Origin of the sequence: Thiothrix lacustris DSM 21227, from assembly GCF_000621325.1 — a bacterium.
Lineage (GTDB): Bacteria > Pseudomonadota > Gammaproteobacteria > Thiotrichales > Thiotrichaceae > Thiothrix > Thiothrix lacustris.
The window spans coordinates 22,318-42,352 of the sequence record NZ_JHYQ01000017.1 but is presented as its reverse complement, the minus strand read 5'-3'; the positions used below and the strand labels follow the sequence as shown (position 1 = coordinate 42,352).

The following is a 20,035-nucleotide window of genomic DNA, read 5'->3' as shown; positions in this document are numbered from 1 at the left end:
ATGGGATTATGGGACAAACTGATGGGTGAATTCGTTGATGTCATCGACTGGACCGATGACAGCAGCGACACCATGGTCTACCGCTTCGAGCGCCACGGCAATGAAATCAAGTTCGGGGCAAAACTCACCGTGCGTGAATCGCAGGTAGCGATTTTCGTCAACGAAGGCGAGGTTGCCGACATCCTCACCCCCGGCATGTATGTGCTGGAAACCCAAAACCTGCCGCTGCTTTCCACCCTGCAACACTGGGATCACGGCTTTAACAGCCCGTTCAAAGCGGAAGTTTACTTCTTCAACACCAAGCAGTTCACCAACCTGAAATGGGGCACGCGCAACCCAGTCATGATCCGTGACAGCGAATTCGGTGGGGTACGGGTACGGGCATTTGGTACGTATGGGGTGCGGATTGACGATGCCCGCAAATTCATGCAAGAAATCATGGGGACAGATGGGCATTTCACCGTCGATGAAATCAGCGATCAGTTGCGTAATATGATCGTGACCCGCTTCAGCAGCGTGGTTGCCAGTGCCAATATTCCGATATTGGACATGGCCGCCAACTACGAACAACTGGGACAGTTCGTCACCCAGAAAATTGCTCCTGAATACGCCGCTTATGGCCTGAAATTAACCAATATTCTGGTGGAAAACATCTCCCTCCCTACCGAAGTGGAGGACGCCCTCGACAAGCGTACCAGCATGGGCATGATCGGCAATCTCGACAAATACCTGCAATACCAGACCGCACAAGGTATTGGCAACGGTAGCTCTAACAGCGCACTGGATATGGGAATGGGCTTTGCAGTGGCCAACAAAATGGCAGAAGCACTGAACAAACCCGCAGCAGCCACCCCGCCACCGCTCCCTGATAGCGGCTGGCATGTCGCCATTGGGCAGGAATCCAGAGGCCCCTTGGGATTGCAACAATTGCAGCAAATGGTGCAAAACGGGCAATTGACGGCGACCACACTGGTCTGGCAAGCAGGCATGGCGAACTGGCAAACTGCCGGGGAAACCAGCTCACTCAGTGGCTTGTTTGCAGAGCAAGCACCGCCACCGATTCCACCGTCAGCACCTCCTCACCGTACAGAATAACAACGCAGGCTTAAATGGCGGATAACAACAACACTAAGCAGCAGCACTTTCCTTGCGAAGAGTGCGGCGCCGATCTGGTTTACCAACCGGGGACAGACGCGCTCGCGTGCACGTATTGCGGGCATCAAAATGCTATTCGCCAAAGCTATCAGGAGATTCGCGAGTACAGCTTTGAGCAGGCATTACGCGCTATCCAGCAGGGAAAATTGCGTCCACTGGATAATAATCAGGTCATCAAGTGCCCCAATTGCGCCGCCATTTTTGAGCTAAAGCAAAACAATCATGCGGGTGACTGCCCATTTTGTGGCACACCTGTTGTCACCGGGACGGAGCAGGCTCGCCTGTTCCAGCCTAAATCCTTGTTACCCTTCCTGATAACCGACAAAGCTGCACATGCAGCCTTCGACAAGTGGATTAGTGGCTTGTGGTTTGCCCCTTCTGCCTTGAAGGACAAAGCCAAACGTGACGACAAGTTGCTAGGTATTTACATCCCTTACTGGACGTATGATAGCCATACCGACAGCTATTACCGGGGTGAACGTGGCGTGATTTATTACGAACGCCAAATGGTCACCGTCATTGTCAACGGGCAACCCCGCCAGCAAGTGCAAAATGTACCGCGTATCCGCTGGACGCCGGTCAGTGGGCGGGTAAGGCTGTTTTTTGATGATGTATTGGTGGGCGCAACCCGTACCCTGCCCCGCGCTATTCTTGACCGGCTCGAACCGTGGGATTTACCCAACCTCGTGCCTTACAACGAGAGTTACCTGAGCGGCTTTCAAAGCGAAATTTATCAGGTTGATCTGGATGAAGGCTTTGAGCAAGCACGCGGCATCATGGATAACCGGATCTATAACGCTATTCTGAGCGACATTGGCGGTGATCAACAACGGGTCACCAGTCTGGAAACCCAACATGCGGCCACCACCTTCAAACACGTCTTGCTACCGGTATGGTCTGCTGCCTTCCGTTATAACGGCGAAACCTATCGCTTTGTGATCAACGGGCGTAACGGTAAGACTCAAGGGGAACGGCCTTACAGCGTGGTCAAAATCGTGTTTGCCGCGTTACTAGGCATTAGTTTGCTGGGCGGTCTGGGGTATTACATGGAAAAGGCAGGGCTATTTGAGCAGGTGATTCAACAGGGCGGAAATTACCAGCAGTACCAGCCGCGCCAACGGCTACCCGACCCTTATCGCTCGAATCCGGGTTATTACCGTTAGGCAACGCCTTGCTTAAACTCCGTACAGTTGCTTCATCAGACGCAGTTGTTCTAGCATTGCCCACGGCGTATCCAGAAACAGGATAACATCCCGATGCGCTGTCTGTTGCTGGATTTCTTCAAACACTTCACGCAAGGCGGGTGGGGAAAATGCTTGTGTTGCTTGTAACAAGCCAAGTTGCGCCTCTGCACCACTTGGCATTTCCGCCAGCCATTGCCCCGGATGCCGCACATGCACGGGGAAACGTTCTGACCAATCCAGCGGCAATAAGGGCAGTGCTTCTGCCTCCACCAACAGCCCCAATACCTGATTATCCAAATACATGTCAACGGCAGTCTTTACTTGTTGCCAGTGCTGCGCCTGCAATAAGCCAGTGGTAATTTCCAGATAGAAGCCAAAATCCTGCCCTGTTTCTGCTGCCCAGAGCGCTGCTTTCGCCAATGATGTTTCCCAATCACTAGCGGGTAGCAAAATCCTGATGAATTCGTTGGCGTAATAGGAAATGTGCCAGTCTGGGGGCAAATCATCTGGGTAAAGCATTGCTTGCCAGTTGGCAGGCGACCAGCCGTAAGCCGCCAGTGTCAGGCTGCTGAATGTAGGTTGGGAAGTGCTCATAGGCATTGGATACTCCACACAGTTAAGCAGACACGAGGATACCTCGTCGTCATCAACATTTCTTGCAAATCATTCTTAAGCTGAACCGATAACTTGACTTAAGCAGTCGGAAATATTACTTTAGGTATATACAGAGACTTTAAATAACACCACTAGAGATACAAAAAGGTTTACGATCGCCATAAAAAACCAGCAGGAGGATTACACCATGATGTTTAGCGATGTTTCTTTGGACGAAATGTTCCCACGTGCCCATCCCGTTATGCGAGCTCCACTTCCCCACTTAAAAGTTGACCGTGTTTACGATTTGATCAGTAAAAATGCGGCCGAACGCGGTATTACCCTGACGGATGCCCACATGGATGTCGTCAATTTTGTACTGGACTTCTACGAGCACTGCGACGACTGCCAAAATGCCCGCGCCCTTGCCGACATGATGCAGGAAGAATTTCTGCGACAGGGTGGGCGTAAATATTTGTACCAACTGTTCCCGGATGGCCCCTTGAGCACCATTCACGACTTGGCTGACTTGCCTAAATTGGGCAATGAATCCGATAAAAGTTTCGGCACCAACTGGTAAAAAATCCTGATCCCTGTAAAAACCCGACCAAGCGTCATGTTTGGCCGGGTTCTGTTTGTGTGCATTCAGTTTTGAACTTATAGAATAAGCTTTGGTTCTAAATGCATAACAAAAAATAGGGCAGATGATCATGGGCAAAATTAAAGCATCGCTATTGATGGGTACAGTAGCGGCATTCTTGGGTGGCTGTGCGCCTGTCGCTTACTACCCACAAACAGCACAATACCCTTATTGGAACCATACCGTTCCGGGGGCTTACCAAGGGGAACCAAGACCGTATTTCGCTAGCTATAATACCCAGGGAATGTCGCAACCCGCCTATTCCCAACAATACCAACCCTTCTCCCAACAAACTGAACCAGCCGATGCACCGGCAAGACGCGCCTTACTCACACATGCACATCAAGCGCTAGGAGTACGTTACACCTACGGCGGCGAAACACCCCGCGAAGGCTTTGATTGCAGTGGCTTGACGCAGTACGTCTACAAAAATGCCCAAGGCATAAGCCTACCCCGCACCGCACTCGAACAAAGCAAGGCCAGCCGCACCATCAGCTTTGAAGAAATGCGACCCGGCGACCTAATCTTCTTCCGCACCAGTGGCAGCATAATCAATCATGTAGGCATCTACATCGGGCGCGGCGATTTCATTAACGCAGCATCTGGCGGTGGCAAAGTCACCATTGACAGCCTCAGCAAAACTTACTGGCAGCAGCGCTTGGTTAAATTTGGTGCATTCCTCACCTAAACCTATTCTTCTGTATGAACCTTCACATCGCATTTTTCGACTGACTATCAGGTCAATGGTTAATTTTGACTGAATAGCGTCTATACTACGCTTGGAGATCAATCCACACGTAAACCATAGGAGAAAATAAGATGGGACTGTTTGATTTTGCCCGTAATATTGGCAAGAAAATTTTTGGCAAGGAAGAAGAAGCCCCCGCTGCCTTGACACAACACATCAATGAAGACAACCCCGGAGTCAATGGCCTGCAAGTTGAAGTCAAGGATGGCGTTGCCACGTTGACTGGTCAAGCACAGTCTGCTGAGGCGCTGGAAAAAGCCGTCCTGATGGCAGGCAACGCTATGGGTATTCAGGAAGTCAAAGCTGATGGCATGACCATTACTGATGGCAGCCAAGTTGGTGGAGACGATGAATTTTATGTTATCGTCAAAGGCGACACCTTGTGGAAAATTGCCGAAGATGCTTATGGCAACGGTGCCAAGTACACCAAGATTGTGGAAGTAAACCGTGAAGTCATCAAAGATGCTGACAAAATCTTCCCAGGCCAGAAAATCCGCATTCCTAAAAATATCTAACTAAAGGTACATTCATACATGGATATGATGCAAATTGCTGTACAGTTGTTCAAAAGCCAACTGGATAAAGATGGTGACGGCCAACTGGAAATGACTGAAATCGCTTCAGCCATGATGGGTCTGATGGGTGGTGGTCAAAATCAGGCACAAGCGGGTGGCTTAGGCGGCTTGGCCTCCATGATCTCCGGTATGCAAGGTGGTGGTGACTCTGGTCTGGCATCACTGGCAGCATCCTGGTTAGGCAATGGCGCTAATGCCCAGCCTAGCGGTAGCCAAGTGACTCAAATGTTCGGTCAGGACAAAATCGCTGCTTTCGCCCAGCAACTGGGCATTAGCCCTGATCAAGCCGTTAGCGGTCTGCAAGCGGCTGTCCCTGAAGTCGTCGACAAAGCATCCCCAAGCGGTTCACTGGATATGAATAGCCTGCTGGATTCAGTTGGTGGCGTATCTGGCGCTATTGGTCTGGCAAGCAAGCTGTTCGGTCGTTAATTCGGCTTACCAGTTCTCGCTAAAAAAGCCGCCCTAACAAGGCGGCTTTTTTGATGCCCATAATTTTCATGGGAATACTGTTCCAGCTTCAGATAATCACCTATAGTTAGATGATTACTGTACAAGGCCGTTACAAAACCTATGAATTTTAACACTGCCCCTGAAGGGAACGACAATACTGCACTTTTTCCGATTGGCACTGTTTCTGAACAGACGGGTGTTAACACCGTTACCTTGCGGGCATGGGAACGCCGTTACGGCTTACTGAAACCACGCCGCACCCCCAAAGGCCACCGCCTTTACAGCCAGCAGGACGTTGAACGGGTAAAGCAAGTGCTGGTGCTGCTTGATCAAGGCATTCCTGTTAGCCGTGTCCGGGATGTCATCGACAGCAATAACCACTTAACCCTGTTGCACCCAGCAAAAACGGCGCAAACCGATGACCCTTGGCGACATTACTGCACCCTGTTCCAACGCTGGATCCATAAACTCGATGCCCGCTCACTCGAACAAGTGTTTAACGAAGCCGTGTCTTTGTATTCGCTGGAACTGGTCGCCAAAAAATTATTGCTGCCACTCCACCAACAGCTTTGGCAACAACAGGGCGTACTGCCCTCCACCCATGCGGATTACGCGTTCTTGCACGAATTCCTGTGTGCCAAATTGGGTTCACGCTATTTGCAACACAATGGCCGCGCCACAGGCAAACACATCCTGCTGGCTAATACCTGTGGCCATGAGGCGCAGCTAGAGTCGCTGTTACTCGCCAATGTGCTCAGCCAACACGGTTATCAGGTCAGCTTGCTGGGGACAAAAACCCAACTGAATCACCTGCCCCTGATAATCGGGCGGGTAACATTTGATGCTTTACTGCTCCCCCAACACGGCAGCATTACCAGCGCTTTGCACGCCTTGGTAAACATGACCAATATCCGTGTTTTCCTGTCAGGCACTCAAGAAGAACAGACGCCTGAAACGCAGGAACACGCCTTGATTCAAAGGCTACCGACTGACTTAAGCGAGGTTTGCCGTTTCATGGATCAAACCCTGCTCATACCGGGTAAGGCTCCATGACAACCGCCATCGTTTGGCTGCGGCAAGACCTGCGCCTTGCTGATAACCCAGCCTTGTACCATGCCTGCCGTACATGCGACCACATTATCCCGCTCTTCATTGACGACCCGTTACCCACTTCTGTCAGCCAATTGGGAGCAGCCAGTCGCGCATGGTTACACCACAGTTTGCAAGACCTGGATACACGCTTGCAAGCCATAGGAAACCGCCTGACCTTACAACAAGGCTCAGCGCTGCCGATCTTACAAAAACTGATCGCCGCCACCGGCGCAACCCATGTGTATTGGAACCGGGTATACGACCCGCAAAGCCTCGCCCGCGACAAGCACATCAAGGAAGCTCTCAAGCCAAGTTGTGCTGTCCACAGCTTCAACGCCAGCCTGCTCAATGAACCGTGGGAAGTGCTCAAAGCCGACAGCACACCCTACAAAGTCTTCACACCTTTCTGGAAAGCCATGTTGAAACACGGCATCCAGCATTTGCCCCTACCCCTGCCGGAACGCATTCCCCCCCCCCCCTTGCAACCAGAAAGCCTGCCGCTGGAAACACTGGGTTTGCTGCCGCATATCCGTTGGGACACCGGCATGATGGCTCACTCGCAAGTCGGTGAAGAAGCTGCCATGCAAAAGCTGCACGATTTCTTGCCAACACATGGCGGTGCTTACAAGGAAGCGCGTAATTTCCCCGCTCAACCCGGCACTGCCCGGCTTTCCCCGCACCTGCATTTCGGTGAAATCAGCCCCCGCCAAGCGGTTTACCATACCGAACGGCATTTGGCAGAACAGCCCAGCGCGGAAAATGGTTTACGCCATTTTATGCAGGAAATTGGCTGGCGAGAGTTTGCGTATTACCTGCTGTACCACTTTCCGCACACCGTCGAACGGGCGCTAGATGCGCGTTTCGACCACTTTCCGTGGGCAGACAATTACACCGACGTATTGGAACGCTGGCAACGCGGGCAAACCGGCTTTCCCATCATTGATGCAGGGATGCGCGAACTCTGGCAAACCGGCTGGATGCATAATCGGGTACGCATGATCGTGGCATCGTTGCTCACCAAAAACTTGTTGGTGCCGTGGCAGGTGGGGGAACAGTGGTTCCGGGATACGCTGGTGGATGCTGATCTTGCCAGCAATGTACTCGGGTGGCAGTGGGTAGCCGGTTGCGGCGCGGATGCCGCACCGTATTTCCGCATTTTCAACCCGACCTTGCAAGAGCAGACGTTCGATCCTGACGGTGAATACATCCGGCGGTGGATACCGGAATTGCAGACGCGGGATTACCCTTTGCCGATCGTGGACTTAAAAGCTAGCCGCGAACGGGCGTTAACGAAGTTTTCGCAAATAAAAATGACGGGATAATGCAGAAATCCTGTGCCCTCCCCCTTACGGCGGGAGGGTCAGGAAAACAGATCCGCTTACTCGAATTCGATGACCAAATCGCCTTGCTCAACCAATTCCCCGGCTGGCAAGTGAACCTTCTTGACCTTACCCGCTGCTGGCGCGGTAATGGTGGTTTCCATCTTCATCGCTTCGATCACGAATAGTGGGGTATTCTCCTCAACTTCATCCCCAGCCTTGACCATAACGGTGGATAGCTTGCCTTGCAAGGATGTGCCGATTTCATTCGGGTCAACCGCTTTACGGTTCGTGGCACGGGTCGGTTTAACCGACAAGTCACGGATTTGTACCGCACGGATTTGCCCGTTGAAGTCGAAAGTGACACCACACATACCGCTTTCATCCGTTGGTGAACGGTATAGCAGGCGAATAATCAGCACCTTGCCACGCCCCAGTTCAACCAGCACTTCCTCGTTCAGTTTGAGGCCGTAGAAGAACAATGAAGTCGGCAAATGGCTGACTTCGCCGTATTCCTGCTGGTGCTTGTAGAACTCGCGGAATACCGCCGGGTACATCTTGAACGATAGGAAGTCGAGGAACGTCTGTTCCGGGTCGAACTCTTGCTTAAAGGCTTCAAACTCAGCATCCATATCCACTGGCTTGAGGTGATCATTGGGACGGCCTGTGTACGGCTTTTCACCCTTGAGAATGATGTCGCTCAAGTCTTTGGGGAAACCGCCGGGCACTTGCCCCAAGCCGCCTTTGAACAGGTCGATCACAGAATCAGGGAACGCTAATGACTTACCACGCTCCATCACATCCTGCTCGGTCAGGCCGTTGGAGGTCATGTAAATCGCCATGTCGCCCACAACTTTGGAAGACGGGGTAACTTTCACAATGTCGCCGAACATGCGGTTGACGATGGCGTAGTTTTCCTTCACTTCCTCGAACTTGTGCTCCAGACCCAACGCAATCGCTTGCGGACGCAGGTTGGAATATTGCCCGCCGGGGATTTCGTGGTTGTACACTTCCGCCGTGCCCGCCTTGAGGCCAGACTCGAACGGGTAGTACATTTCGCGCACGTCTTCCCAATAGTTGGCGTAATCGTTCAAAGACTTGAGGTCGAACGGTTGTTCACGCGGCTGGCCTTCCATCGCGGCAATCAGCGAGTTCAGGTTAACCTGTGAAGTCAGGCCGGACATGGAACTCATGCAGCCGTCAACCACATCCACCCCGCCTTCGATGGCTTTCAGCAAAGTGGCTGACTGGATGGAAGAGGTGTCATGGGTATGCAAATGGATAGGGATGTTGACCGCTGCTTTCAACGCCGGGATCAGGGTTTCCGCTGCATACGGCTTGAGCAGACCCGCCATATCCTTCAGTGCCAGCATGTGCGCACCGGCATCTTCCAATTGCCGCGCCAGATCGAGGTAGTATTGCAGGTTGAACTTATTGCTGGGGTCTGTGTTTAACACATTACCGGTGTAGCAAATCGTGCCTTCCGCGATACCGCCAGTGCGTTCACGCACCACCTGAATGGATTTGCGCATCCCTTCGATCCAGTTCAGGGAGTCGAAGATGCGGAACACGTCGATACCATTTTCCCACGACTTTTCGATGAAGGCTTCCACCACATTGTCAGGGTAGGCAGTGTAACCAACGGCGTTGGAGCCACGGAACAGCATCTGGAACAGGATGTTGGGAACGGCTTCGCGCAGTTGCTTCAAACGATCCCACGGGCATTCGTGCAGGAAGCGCATCGCTACGTCAAAAGTCGCCCCACCCCACAGTTCCAGTGAAAACAGTTGCGGGTGGTTTTTGGCCAAACCTTCCGCAATTTTCATCATATCATCGGTACGCACGCGGGTTGCCAGCAAGGACTGGTGCGCATCACGCAGCGTGGTATCGGTGTAGAAAATGTTTGGCTGTTCCTTCACCCATTGGCAGAATTTTTCTGCACCCATTTCATCCAGCAAGTTTTTGCTACCTTTGGGGTATGCGCCTACCTTGTCGAATTCCGGGATGATCGGCTTGCGGAAATGCTTGTTCGGATCGACATACTTCACATCCGGGTTGCCGTTGACCGTCACGTTACCAATGAACTTCAGGGTTTTGGTGCCACGATCAAAACGTAACGCCGTATGGAACAGCTCCGGGTGGTTGTCGATGAAGGTAACAGTACACTTGCCCGTGGTAAATACCGGATGTTGCAGCACGTTTTCGAGGAAGCCGATATTGGTTTTCACCCCACGGATACGGAATTCCTGTAAGGCACGCAAGTTACGGTTGGAAGCTCCTTCCAATGAACGCCCCCACGTAGTGACTTTAACCAGCATGGAGTCGAAGAACGGCGATACTTTCGCACCAGGGTAAGCCGCACCCGCATCCAACCGCACTCCGAAGCCGCCGCTGCTGCGGTAGGCAATGATAGTGCCGTAGTCAGGCTTGAAACCGTTTTCCGGGTCTTCGGTGGTGATGCGGCATTGCACGGCGTAACCGTTGCATTCAACCGATTCCTGCGAAGGGATACCGATTTCTGGGTCATCGAGTTTAGCGCCACCAGCGATCAAAATCTGGCTGCGCACAATGTCGATGCCGGTGATTTCTTCGGTAATGGTGTGCTCGACCTGTACGCGCGGGTTCACTTCGATAAAGTAAATGCGCTCATCCTTGTCGACCAAGAACTCCACTGTGCCTGCACAGGAGTAATCAACGTGGCGAGTAATCGCAAGGGCATATTTGTACAGGTTTTCGCGAGTTTCGTCCTTCAAGCCAGTGCTAGGGGCAACTTCCACCACTTTCTGGAAGCGGCGTTGTACCGAGCAGTCGCGTTCATACAAGTGAACGATATTGCCATGAGTGTCACCCAAAATCTGGATTTCAATGTGCTTGGGTGAGTCGATGTATTTTTCGAGGAAAACGGTAGCATCGCCGAAGGCTTTTAGGGCTTCATTGCGGGCGTCGTTATACGCACCTTCCAGTTGTGAAGGTTCACGCAATACGCGCATCCCACGACCACCGCCACCGGAGGCTGCTTTCATCATCAGCGGGTAGCCGATGCGGTCAGCTTCACGTTTGGCAATTTCCAGCGTATCCAGCGGTTCGCGGCTGTCCTCGATGACAGGTAAGCCAGAGGCAATCGCGATTTCCTTGGCAGCCACTTTGTCGCCCAGTTTTTGCATTGCTTCTGGGGTGGGGCCGATGAAAATGATGCCCTCTTCACGGCAACGACGCGCAAAGGTAACGTTTTCGGAGAGAAAGCCGTAGCCGGGGTGAATCGCGTCTACGTGGTTGCGTTTTGCCACCTTGATGATGGCTTCGATGTCGAGGTAAGGCTTGAGCGGCTCGTCATCCTTGCCAATCTGGTAGGCTTCGTCAGCCTTGTAGCGATGTGGTGAAAAACGGTCTTCGTAAGTATAGACGGAAACAGTACGCAACTTGAGTTCAGACGCTGCCCGCAAGATGCGGATGGCAATTTCGCCACGATTGGCGACCAGAAGTTTGTTGATTGGCCGGGTCATTGGACTACCTTCGATAATGGTGGAACGGGTTGCCGTTAACTGTGGGCTAGGTGTGGAAGCCCACACTATTATTATGCTGATAGTGTGCGTGAGTGACCGCCGCTAGTCAAACCGCTATTGGCGCTTTAATCAGCGGATGGTACTCATAACCCTGTAATTCAAAGTCATCGTAGGTAAATGCAAACAAATCGGTGACGGCGGGGTTCAATTTCATCTGCGGCAAGGGGTAAGGTTCACGGCTGAGTTGCCGTTCCACCTGTTCGAGATGGTTGGAATACAGGTGCGCATCACCGAGCGTGTGAATAAATTCACCCGGTTGCAAACCGGTTACCTGCGCCATCATCAAGGTCAATAGTGCGTAGGAAGCAATATTGAACGGCACACCAAGGAAAATATCCGCACTGCGCTGGTACAACTGGCAGGATAATTTGCCTTCCGCCACGTAAAACTGAAAAAAGGCATGGCATGGCGGCAAGGCCATGTTATCGACATCTGCCACATTCCACGCGCTGACGATAATGCGGCGCGAGTCGGGGTTGTGTTTCAATTGTTCAATAACCTGAACCATCTGGTCGATGTGCCGCCCATCGGGTGTCGGCCAGTTACGCCATTGGTAGCCGTAAACCGGGCCGAGGTTGCCCTCGGCATCTGCCCATTCATCCCAGATGCTGACGCCGTTTTCCTTCAGGTAACGGATATTGGTGTCACCTTTGAGGAACCACAGCAACTCGTGGATGATCGAGCGCAAATGCAGCTTCTTGGTAGTGACCACCGGGAAACCTTCACTCAAGTCAAAACGCATCTGGTAGCCGAACACGGAAACCGTTCCCGTACCGGTGCGGTCATCCTTACGAACCCCGTGGTCACGCACATGGCGCATTAAATCCAGATATTGCTTCACCGCTTGCCTGCCTTGTAAGCAACGCCCATGAACAATAAGCCCAACAGTATCATCGGCACGCTCAAGACTTGCCCTTGCGTGACCCAGCCCCAAGCGACGTAACCGAGTTGTGAATCCGGCTCGCGCACAAATTCCACCATCACCCGTGCAATCCCATAGCCGACCAGGAAAAGGCCAGAAATCGCAGCCACCGGCGGCGAACGTTTCCTAAACCAGTTCAGCAGCAGGAACAGCACCAACCCTTCGAGGAATGCCTGATAAAGCTGTGACGGGTGACGAGCAATATTATCCACCTGCGGAAATACCATACCCCACGGCACATCCGTGGCTCTACCCCACAATTCACCATTGATGAAATTGCCGATACGCCCTGCGCCCAAGCCAATTGGTACTAGCGGAACAACAAAATCACTGACTTGAAAGAAATTCAAATTCCAACGCCGTGCTAACAAGAATATTGCCAGAATCACGCCCAACAAACCGCCGTGGAAACTCATGCCACCATCCCACACCTGAAACAGCGATATGGGGTCAGACAGGAAGCCTTTCAGGTTGTAAAACAACATGTAGCCAATGCGCCCACCCGCCACTACGCCGATAGCGCCCCAGAACATCATGTCATCCACCCGGTCGGGATTCATGACACTTCTGGGTTCTTTAGCACGCATTTTCCCGATAATCAGGAAGCCGAGAAAACCGATGACATACATCAGCCCGTACCAATGAATTTTCAACGGGCCAAGCGATAAGGCAATCGGGTCAAATTGAGGATGAACCAGCATGAATCAGGTACTCTCTTGCTAGAAAAACAGTTTATTGAGTTCAGAACCGGGGTCTTCAGCCCGCATGAAGGCTTCCCCGACCAGAAAAGCGTGGACGCCGTGGTCTCGCATTAGTTTGACATCGGCTTGCGTATGAATGCTGCTTTCAGTCACCAGTAACACCTCTTCTGGCACATCAGGTAAGAGGTCGATAGTGGTTTGCAGCGAAGTTTCGAAGGTGCGCAGGTTGCGGTTATTGATGCCGATCAGTGGGGCATTGAGACGCAAGGCACGCTCAAGTTCATCCTTGTCATGCACTTCTATCAGTGCATCCATGCCCAGTTCCCTTGCTAGCGCGTACAGATCCTTCATCTGTGCGTCAGCCAATGCCGCCACGATCAGCAGGATGCAGTCTGCACCAATAGCACGCGCCTCGAACACCTGATACGGATCAACGATGAAATCTTTACGAATAACGGGCAACTGGCAAGCTGCCCGCGCCGTTTGCAAGTAGCTTTCATGCCCCTGAAAGTAAGGTGCATCGGTCAGCACCGACAAACAAGCCGCACCACCCCGCTCGTAACTGGCCGCAATCGCAGGCGGGTCGAAATCAGCGCGGATCAGCCCCTTGCTGGGGGATGCCTTTTTGATTTCAGCAATCACCGCAGAATCACCTGCTGCAATCCGCTGACGCATGGATTGGATGAAACCGCGTACCGGCGAGGCACTCGCAGCCTCTTCCGCCAACTGTGCCAAGGGGCGCACAGCAGAACGCGCCGCGATTTCTTCCTGCTTAGTGTGCAGGATTTTTTGCAAAATATCAGGTGTACTCATCAGGCATTAACACCATTGCTTAGGTCAATCAGTTGTTGCAGACGCGCAGCGGCTACCCCGGAATCAATCGCTTGCTGGGCTTTGGCAACCCCACCCGCATGGCTGTCTGCCAAACCCGCCACGTAAATGGCCGCCCCCGCATTTAAGCACACAATGTCACGTGCCGTGCCGGGTTCGCCCGCCAAGACCCGTTGGATCAAATTCAGGCTTTCGGCGGCGGTTTCCACCCGGATACTGTCGAGGCTGGACTGGCGTACACCCACATCTTCGGGCTGGAGGGTGTATTCCGTAATCACCCCGTCTTTCAGCTCAGCGACGAAGGTTAGTCCGGCGGTGCTGATTTCATCCAAACCATCGGCTGCGTGAACCACCATCACATGCTCGCTACCTAAAGCTTTTAGCACTTCAGCCATCGGGCGCACCCATTGCTGGTCAAATACGCCCAGTACCTGATTCGGTGCGTTCGCCGGATTGGTCAGCGGCCCCAACAAGTTGAAAAGGGTACGAACGCCTAATTCACGGCGTGGACCAATCGCGTGTTTCATCGCGCTATGGTGTAGCTGGGCGAATAGAAAGCCTACACCCAATTGCTCAATGCAGTGCGCCACTTGTGCCGGGGCAAGATTTAGGTTCACGCCAGCAGCCTCCAGCACATCGGCACTGCCAGACTTGCTGGAAACCGAGCGGTTGCCGTGCTTGGCTACCCTTGCGCCCGCCGCTGCCGTTACAAAGGCACTGGCGGTGGAAATATTGAACGTACCGGAGGAATCCCCCCCCGTCCCACAGGTATCCACCAAATGCTCAGGGCTGACGTCCACGCGGGTAGACAATTCCCGCATGACGCTTGCCGCTGCACTGATTTCGGTGACGGTTTCACCGCGCATCCGCAAGCCAATCAGAAACCCGCCAATTTGCGCGGGAGTTGCCTGACCTGTCATGATGGTACGCATCGCAGCCGTCATTTCTTCGGTAGAAAATGAGCCGTTTTCGGTGATTTTGCGAATAAATTTTTGCAATTCCATGTAATCCGCTTGATTCTTGCTAAGATAAGATGATGAATGGACGAATGCTAACATGGATTTGGTCTGTTGTGTTCACTACTAAAAGAGGTGTCTTATGGAAAAGAATGTTGGCAGTATGGATAGAAATATCCGTTTCGGTGCAGGCGCTGTCCTGCTGATTTGGGGTTTGGTTTTCAAGGGTGGTATCCTGCTGACCTTGATCGGGATTGTACTACTCGCTACTGGCTACTTGAACTTCTGCCCGGCCTATAAGCTGATTGGCATGAATACCGACAAGAAGTAAGCAGCAAACAAGCTGATTTCTACTGACTTGGCTGGCGTCATTTGCCGCGAGCCAAGCAGTATGCGATATTGCCCGCCATTCATTTGGAAGGATACCGCATGATCATCAAACCCAGTGAGCACCCCGGCTCACACGAGCGTCATTTACTGCGCAAAGCCAGCAACCCACTGTTTCCCTTCGCCCCCACGCTGGACGATGACAACCTCATCGACGCACAACGGCTGGATCACGAAGCCTTGCAAACCTTCAACCGCGACTTCCACGAATTGCTGGAAGAAACTACCTCGCTCGCTGGCAATGTCGAGAGCGACGTAATCCTGCAACTCAAAGACCGCATGGATCGCGCTTACGAAAGTGCCTCCAGCCTCGGTCATGATGTCAGCAAGACCAAAGCTGCCATCCGCAAGCTGCTGAGTTTCATGATGGCGAGTGTACGGCGTGGTGCGGGTACAGACATGCAGGCGCATCAGGAACTGGATCAGGAGGAAAGTGCCCGCGAAGCACATTTTGCCCTGTTGGATGCGCCATTGGTGGCAGATTTGTTGAATCCAAACTCACCTATTCACCCCGATGAACTGGTTCCCACCCTGTTGTCAGCGGACAAGGACGAGCTGCAAGTAGCCCTGCAAATGTTTGACGAAGTGCAATTACTGGCGATTTTGAACCAAGGTGCTGCCTTGCTGGAACAATTGCAAAATGAAGGCGTGAATGTCAGCCTCCCGCAGGAAAAGCTGGCGTTTATTCAGGGCTATGCGGAATTTGCGGGCGGACTATAAGTCCATCACTCCCATCCCATCAGCGGGTCGATGCCACACCCGCTGCATGGCCATATCGTATCAGCCCCTCCCGTCGGAATTCGCTCGGTGTCATCCCTTTCACTTCCATAAAGCGCCGGTTAAAATTGGCTATATTGTTAAAACCAACATTATAGCCAATGGTACTGACATACTGATCCGTCTCCATCAGCAACTGGCAAGCACGACTCACTCGCAGATGGTTAATGAAGTCAGTAAAGGTATTGCCTGTAGCACGGCGAAAATAACGGGAAAAACGGCTAGCCGTCATGTCAAAACGCTGAGCAATTTCCTCCATCGTGAAGGATGTGGCGTAATGCTGGGTAATATAATCTACCACTTCGCTAATCTGGTGCAGGGAAGCATCATCATCGAAACTCTGTAGCTTCACACTGGACAACAGCCGGTAATCATCATGCTGCGACAACTCGCCCAACAGTTGCAAAAACTCACTGAAGCGCTGCAAGCCAGCGGTTTCTTGAATACGGGTAAGACACGCACTAGCCCGTTCACTCAAGCCAATGAACTCGATGCCATGCCGGGCACGCTCCAACAATGGAAAAATTTCACGAACCTCGGGAATCAGTTCCCCTGCCTTGCGCAGTGGCTCGTCTGAGAATTGCAGCACCCGGTCACGCACCGGCACGCCTTCTTCGGGTACATCCGTGGAAATCCAGTTATGTGGTAAGCGCGGGCCAGTCAACACCAAATTTCCCGGTTCAAAACGACCGATATAATCACCGACGAATACTTTACCTTGCGTACTGACGATCAGGTGCAGCTCGTATTCCTCGTGATAATGCCAACGAATCAGCGGATTAGGCGCACCATGCTCCAGATAGCGCACATAACCCAGCAAGCTTTCCGGCTCGTACCCCAAACCGGGGCTACGCTGGAACTCACGCTCCAGCTCTGGCATACCGCTTTTAGACAATGGGGGGCTGGGTGATCCCATGACAAGCTCCTATTCATTCTGACAGGTTACAAATCAAAATTGGTCGGCAGCATCACCACATCTCGAATAGTGACACCGCGTGGTCGGGTGAGCATAAACAGGATCACATCCGCGACCTCACTTGCTTCAATCAGGCTACCCGATTCCTTGGCTTCCTGAAGTTTTTCCGCTGGCCAGTCGGCAAGCAACGCCGTGATAACCGGCCCAGGTGACACCGCACCCATCCGAATACCGTGCTTGAATACCTGTCGTCGGGTGGTTTGCACAAAACAGTCAATCGCCCATTTCGACGAGGCGTACACAGGTTCCCACGGTGTCGGGAAATGCGCCGCCAAGGAACTGGTGACAATAATATCACCCGTTCCACGCGCTATCATGTGTGGCAATACATCACGGACATTTTTCATCACCACATTGATATTCAGATTGAGCATCCGGTCAATCGCATCTGGTTCAGCATCAACCAGATCACCGCCGACATACATACCCGCATTGGCATGAAAGATATCGAGTTGACCGGCTTTTTCCAGGATTTGCGGAACCATTTGCGCACAACGTTGCGGATCCAGCAGGTCGATAACCAAGGGAATTACCGCATCCCCCTGCTGTTCAGCAATCGCCATGACCGCAGCCTCGTCACGGTCAATCAGCACCACACGAGCCCCTGCTGCCAACATGGCCTCAAGGCTCGCCAAGCCAATACCGGATGCGCCGCCTGTAATAGCGGCTACCTTACCCGCCAACGCTTTGCTCATCTTTTTTTCTCAATGAACTGCTGCACACGCTCGTAAGCACCACGCATCTCAGCCAGTAAGCGCTCATCCCCGGCGATATCATCGAACAACAAACGCTCAGCAACATACGCCTTGACCGGATCATCCGAGGTGCAAATGGTGCGGGCACTTTCCGCCGTCATGCTCTGATCGTGATATTCATAAGGAATTTCACCGCGTTGCTGCCGCTGCAAAAAGGCCAAAAACAGCGCCGGTAACATGCTGACGCTCGCCGCACTACGCCCGGCAGCCAGACAATCACGGATAGTTGGCAAAATCATCGAAGGGATTTTGGCGTAAGTATCCATCACCACCCGTGGATTCGCATCCTGAATATTCGGATTCGCGAAACGTTCCAGCACCACATCACGGTACTTCGCCAGATCCAGCGGGCAGGGATGTTCCGGTGTATCCAGACAAGGAATCGCGTCATTGGTCACATAATCATACGCCAATTGCACCACATCCGGGTCAGTACAATCTTCATGGATGAAATAGTAACCCCGCAAAGTCCCCGCCCAAGCCACGCAACTATGCGTCGCGTTCAGTAAACGAATCTTGGCTTCCTCATAAGGGGTGACATCTTCAACCATTTCCACCCCGGCCTTTTCCCATTCAGGGCGACCGGCGATGAAATCATCCTCAAGCACCCACTGGATAAAGGATTCACCCATCAACGCCGCCGGGTCATCACGCCCTGTCGCCGCCAAGACGCGCTCGCGCACATCCGGGGTTGGGCGTGGGGTAATGCGGTCGACCATGCCATTCGGTGCACGGGTATTTGCCCGTACCCACGCCAACAACTCGGTTTTGCCCTGACGTTCCAGAAACTGCTGGAAACCGGCATAAAAACGGGTGCCATTACTGCGCAAATTATCGCAGTTCATCAGGGTAACAGCGCCAGCATCCTGCTGCCGCCGCGCCTCCAACAGCAAAGCCATTGCTCCATACAGGGTGCTGCACGTTTTCCCCGATAAATCACTGCGCAAGTCAGCAAAGGTCTCATCCAGATCGTTATTCGCATCCAGATAATAACCCGCTTCAGTCACGGTAAAGGAAATGATGCGGGTATTCGGGTCAACCGCTACTGCCGTCAAGCCTTCCAGTTGCGGATCGTAGTCAACAATTTGCTTGATACACTCAATGTACTGATAAACGTGTTCACCGGCTGGGGAAACCGTTTCCAGCGTATAAGCACCGTGTTGCGACTTAAGGGCAGCCACGGTGTCGAGCATATCGGGGCGAATATTCCCCCCGATAATTTGCCAACGGGTATCGCCCTGTTCATGCAGGTTTTGCATGTAAACGGCCTGATGGGCACGGTGGAACGAACCCAAGCCAATGTGTAACTGGGTTAAAGTTGACGCTTGGCTCATGCAGCCGCTCCTTGTGTCATATGGGTTAATCTCATTCCTTTGGTGTCGAAGTAATGGATATGCTTGCTATCATCCCACTTCAGCCCTACTCGATCGCCCACATGAACAGTAGTACGACCATACAAACGTACAATCAATGGCTCTTCCAGTTGAACCTTGTCGGGGCGAACGTGTACCAAGGTTTCGTTACCCAATGCTTCGACCAGCACCACTTTACCCGCTAGCAGGCCATCCTCTGGGCTAACCATTTGCAAGTGTTCGGGGCGAATCCCCACTTCCGCCACCTGTGCAGGAAACTGACCGAACAAGCTAGCCGGAGCCACGTTCATTTGTGGCATACCGATGAAACGAGCCACGAAACGGTTGATCGGCTGGTCATACAATTCCAATGGCGTGCCCACCTGCTCAATGATGCCATCACGCAGTACGACCACGCGGTCTGCCAGTGTCATGGCTTCAACCTGATCATGGGTAACGTAAACCGTGGTTGCACCCAATTCGCGGTGTAAGGAAGCAATTTCTACCCGTGTATTACCACGCAAGGCAGCATCCAGATTGGAAAGCGGCTCATCAAACAGGAATACTTTAGGAGAACGTACAATGGAACGACCAATCGCCACCCGCTGACGCTGACCGCCAGAAAGCGCCTTGGGCGTGCGTTGCAGATACGCCGTAAGGTTTAGTTTGTCAGCAGCCATCTTCACTTTTTCCTGAATGATGGCGGGGTCAACCTTGGCCAAGCGCAGCGCAAACGACATGTTTTCTTCCACCGTCATGTGCGGATACAAGGCGTAAGACTGGAACACCATCGCCAGATCACGCTGTGACGGCGGCACTTCTGTAATATCGCGCCCATCCAGAATCAACTGTCCGCCATTGATCACTTCCAACCCCGCAATCATGCGCAACAGGGTGGATTTACCGCAACCAGAAGGGCCAACAAACACAATAAACTCGCCTGACTGAATCTCCAGACTGACTTGCTTGATCGCGTGTAATTTACCGTAGTACTTATCTACGTTTTTTAACTCTAAAAATGCCATATCCTCTTGAGGGAGAGGGTTATATTTAGATAG

20 protein-coding genes are annotated in these 20,035 nt (G+C 52.5%); 10 read left to right on the top strand and 10 right to left on the bottom strand.

All coding sequences use genetic code 11. From position 1 onward, the window contains the following. Both Q394_RS0109290 and Q394_RS0109285 read left to right on the top strand, forming a co-directional pair. Window positions 1–1,095 (top strand): SPFH domain-containing protein, encoded by a 1,095-nt coding sequence (locus Q394_RS0109290; RefSeq protein ID WP_028489046.1) that lies wholly within the window; start codon window positions 1–3, stop codon window positions 1,093–1,095. Window positions 1,096–1,109: 14 nt separating this feature from the next. Continuing rightward, window positions 1,110–2,318 (top strand): TFIIB-type zinc ribbon-containing protein, encoded by a 1,209-nt coding sequence (locus tag Q394_RS0109285; RefSeq protein WP_028489045.1) that lies wholly within the window; start codon window positions 1,110–1,112, stop codon window positions 2,316–2,318. 12 nt (window positions 2,319–2,330) lie between these two features. On the opposite strand, the gene Q394_RS21435 is transcribed toward Q394_RS0109285, so the two are convergent. After that, complete coding sequence (locus Q394_RS21435) at window positions 2,331–2,939, bottom strand: hypothetical protein (RefSeq protein ID WP_051543212.1); 609 nt, start codon at window positions 2,937–2,939, stop codon at window positions 2,331–2,333. 202 nt (window positions 2,940–3,141) lie between these two features. On the opposite strand from Q394_RS21435, the gene Q394_RS0109275 reads away from it, so the two are divergent. The 6 genes from Q394_RS0109275 (at window position 3,142) to Q394_RS0109250 (ending at window position 7,760) form a co-directional block, all read left to right on the top strand. Further along, complete coding sequence (locus tag Q394_RS0109275; protein WP_028489044.1) at window positions 3,142–3,513, top strand: TusE/DsrC/DsvC family sulfur relay protein; 372 nt, start codon at window positions 3,142–3,144, stop codon at window positions 3,511–3,513. A gap of 130 nt (window positions 3,514–3,643) precedes the next feature. Continuing rightward, complete coding sequence (locus tag Q394_RS19720) at window positions 3,644–4,261, top strand: C40 family peptidase (protein ID WP_051543208.1); 618 nt, start codon at window positions 3,644–3,646, stop codon at window positions 4,259–4,261. A 131-nt stretch (window positions 4,262–4,392) separates the two neighbouring features. Then, window positions 4,393–4,836, top strand: coding sequence for a peptidoglycan-binding protein LysM (lysM, locus tag Q394_RS0109265; protein WP_028489043.1), 444 nt, complete (start codon window positions 4,393–4,395; stop codon window positions 4,834–4,836). Window positions 4,837–4,854: 18 nt separating this feature from the next. After that, on the top strand, window positions 4,855–5,325 hold the full coding sequence (locus Q394_RS0109260) for a YidB family protein (RefSeq protein ID WP_028489042.1): 471 nt from the start codon (window positions 4,855–4,857) through the stop codon (window positions 5,323–5,325). 141 nt (window positions 5,326–5,466) lie between these two features. Next, on the top strand, window positions 5,467–6,399 hold the full coding sequence (locus Q394_RS21430) for a MerR family transcriptional regulator (RefSeq protein ID WP_051543205.1): 933 nt from the start codon (window positions 5,467–5,469) through the stop codon (window positions 6,397–6,399). Then, window positions 6,396–7,760 carry a cryptochrome/photolyase family protein gene (locus Q394_RS0109250; RefSeq protein ID WP_028489041.1) on the top strand — a complete coding sequence of 455 codons (1,365 nt, stop codon included), beginning with the start codon at window positions 6,396–6,398 and terminating at the stop codon, window positions 7,758–7,760. Before Q394_RS21430 ends, Q394_RS0109250 begins: the two co-directional genes overlap by 4 nt. A 56-nt stretch (window positions 7,761–7,816) precedes the next feature. On the opposite strand, the gene Q394_RS0109245 is transcribed toward Q394_RS0109250, so the two are convergent. Genes Q394_RS0109245 through trpD form a run of 5 tightly spaced genes read right to left on the bottom strand, consistent with a single transcriptional unit; the run spans window position 7,817 to window position 14,778 of the window. Continuing rightward, window positions 7,817–11,326, bottom strand: a complete 3,510-nt coding sequence (locus Q394_RS0109245; protein ID WP_245606761.1) for a pyruvate carboxylase — start codon at window positions 11,324–11,326, stop codon at window positions 7,817–7,819. Window positions 11,327–11,366: 40 nt separating this feature from the next. Beyond that, on the bottom strand, window positions 11,367–12,161 hold the full coding sequence (locus Q394_RS0109240) for a thymidylate synthase (protein WP_028489039.1): 795 nt from the start codon (window positions 12,159–12,161) through the stop codon (window positions 11,367–11,369). Beyond that, window positions 12,158–12,943: a prolipoprotein diacylglyceryl transferase gene (gene lgt / locus Q394_RS0109235; protein ID WP_028489038.1), complete on the bottom strand. Its 786-nt coding sequence runs from the start codon at window positions 12,941–12,943 to the stop codon at window positions 12,158–12,160. Before lgt ends, Q394_RS0109240 begins: the two co-directional genes overlap by 4 nt. Window positions 12,944–12,961: 18 nt before the next feature. Next, window positions 12,962–13,756 carry an indole-3-glycerol phosphate synthase TrpC gene (trpC, locus tag Q394_RS0109230; protein WP_028489037.1) on the bottom strand — a complete coding sequence of 265 codons (795 nt, stop codon included), beginning with the start codon at window positions 13,754–13,756 and terminating at the stop codon, window positions 12,962–12,964. Next, complete coding sequence (gene trpD / locus Q394_RS0109225) at window positions 13,756–14,778, bottom strand: anthranilate phosphoribosyltransferase (RefSeq protein ID WP_028489036.1); 1,023 nt, start codon at window positions 14,776–14,778, stop codon at window positions 13,756–13,758. Before trpD ends, trpC begins: the two co-directional genes overlap by 1 nt. Window positions 14,779–14,872: 94 nt before the next feature. On the opposite strand from trpD, the gene Q394_RS0109220 reads away from it, so the two are divergent. Beyond that, a complete protein-coding gene (locus Q394_RS0109220) occupies window positions 14,873–15,061 on the top strand; it encodes a YgaP family membrane protein (RefSeq protein WP_028489035.1) in 189 nt (62 codons plus the stop codon). 98 nt (window positions 15,062–15,159) lie between these two features. After that, window positions 15,160–15,837, top strand: a complete 678-nt coding sequence (locus Q394_RS0109215; protein ID WP_028489034.1) for a hypothetical protein — start codon at window positions 15,160–15,162, stop codon at window positions 15,835–15,837. A gap of 19 nt (window positions 15,838–15,856) precedes the next feature. Here Q394_RS0109215 and Q394_RS0109210 read toward each other — a convergent pair whose 3' ends face one another. Genes Q394_RS0109210 through Q394_RS0109195 form a run of 4 tightly spaced genes read right to left on the bottom strand, consistent with a single transcriptional unit; the run spans window position 15,857 to window position 20,002 of the window. Continuing rightward, window positions 15,857–16,810 carry a helix-turn-helix domain-containing protein gene (locus tag Q394_RS0109210; RefSeq protein ID WP_028489033.1) on the bottom strand — a complete coding sequence of 318 codons (954 nt, stop codon included), beginning with the start codon at window positions 16,808–16,810 and terminating at the stop codon, window positions 15,857–15,859. A gap of 26 nt (window positions 16,811–16,836) precedes the next feature. Further along, window positions 16,837–17,565 (bottom strand): SDR family oxidoreductase, encoded by a 729-nt coding sequence (locus Q394_RS0109205; RefSeq protein WP_028489032.1) that lies wholly within the window; start codon window positions 17,563–17,565, stop codon window positions 16,837–16,839. Continuing rightward, the gene (gene dalD / locus Q394_RS0109200; RefSeq protein WP_028489031.1) at window positions 17,562–18,959 is read right to left on the bottom strand and encodes a D-arabinitol 4-dehydrogenase; all 1,398 of its coding nucleotides are present in this window, start codon (window positions 18,957–18,959) and stop codon (window positions 17,562–17,564) included. Before dalD ends, Q394_RS0109205 begins: the two co-directional genes overlap by 4 nt. Continuing rightward, a complete protein-coding gene (locus Q394_RS0109195; protein ID WP_028489030.1) occupies window positions 18,956–20,002 on the bottom strand; it encodes an ABC transporter ATP-binding protein in 1,047 nt (348 codons plus the stop codon). Before Q394_RS0109195 ends, dalD begins: the two co-directional genes overlap by 4 nt. Window positions 20,003–20,035 lie beyond the last annotated feature (33 nt).

Bases quoted from the DNA above. Each gene is read 5' to 3' on its own strand.
- Q394_RS0109205 (WP_028489032.1), bottom strand. From the start codon at position 17,565: ATGAGCAAAGCGTTGGCGGGTAAGGTAGCCGCTATTACAGGCGGCGCA.
- Q394_RS21435 (WP_051543212.1), bottom strand. From the start codon at position 2,939: ATGCCTATGAGCACTTCCCAACCTACATTCAGCAGCCTGACACTGGCG.
- Q394_RS0109250 (WP_028489041.1), top strand. From the start codon at position 6,396: ATGACAACCGCCATCGTTTGGCTGCGGCAAGACCTGCGCCTTGCTGAT.
- Q394_RS0109220 (WP_028489035.1), top strand. From the start codon at position 14,873: ATGGAAAAGAATGTTGGCAGTATGGATAGAAATATCCGTTTCGGTGCA.
- Q394_RS0109285 (WP_028489045.1), top strand. From the start codon at position 1,110: ATGGCGGATAACAACAACACTAAGCAGCAGCACTTTCCTTGCGAAGAG.
- Q394_RS0109275 (WP_028489044.1), top strand. From the start codon at position 3,142: ATGATGTTTAGCGATGTTTCTTTGGACGAAATGTTCCCACGTGCCCAT.
- trpD (WP_028489036.1), bottom strand. From the start codon at position 14,778: ATGGAATTGCAAAAATTTATTCGCAAAATCACCGAAAACGGCTCATTT.
- Q394_RS0109215 (WP_028489034.1), top strand. From the start codon at position 15,160: ATGATCATCAAACCCAGTGAGCACCCCGGCTCACACGAGCGTCATTTA.
- Q394_RS21430 (WP_051543205.1), top strand. From the start codon at position 5,467: ATGAATTTTAACACTGCCCCTGAAGGGAACGACAATACTGCACTTTTT.
- Q394_RS19720 (WP_051543208.1), top strand. From the start codon at position 3,644: ATGGGCAAAATTAAAGCATCGCTATTGATGGGTACAGTAGCGGCATTC.
- Q394_RS0109290 (WP_028489046.1), top strand. From the start codon at position 1: ATGGGATTATGGGACAAACTGATGGGTGAATTCGTTGATGTCATCGAC.
- trpC (WP_028489037.1), bottom strand. From the start codon at position 13,756: ATGAGTACACCTGATATTTTGCAAAAAATCCTGCACACTAAGCAGGAA.
- lysM (WP_028489043.1), top strand. From the start codon at position 4,393: ATGGGACTGTTTGATTTTGCCCGTAATATTGGCAAGAAAATTTTTGGC.
- Q394_RS0109260 (WP_028489042.1), top strand. From the start codon at position 4,855: ATGGATATGATGCAAATTGCTGTACAGTTGTTCAAAAGCCAACTGGAT.
- lgt (WP_028489038.1), bottom strand. From the start codon at position 12,943: ATGCTGGTTCATCCTCAATTTGACCCGATTGCCTTATCGCTTGGCCCG.
- Q394_RS0109210 (WP_028489033.1), bottom strand. From the start codon at position 16,810: ATGGGATCACCCAGCCCCCCATTGTCTAAAAGCGGTATGCCAGAGCTG.
- Q394_RS0109195 (WP_028489030.1), bottom strand. From the start codon at position 20,002: ATGGCATTTTTAGAGTTAAAAAACGTAGATAAGTACTACGGTAAATTA.
- dalD (WP_028489031.1), bottom strand. From the start codon at position 18,959: ATGAGCCAAGCGTCAACTTTAACCCAGTTACACATTGGCTTGGGTTCG.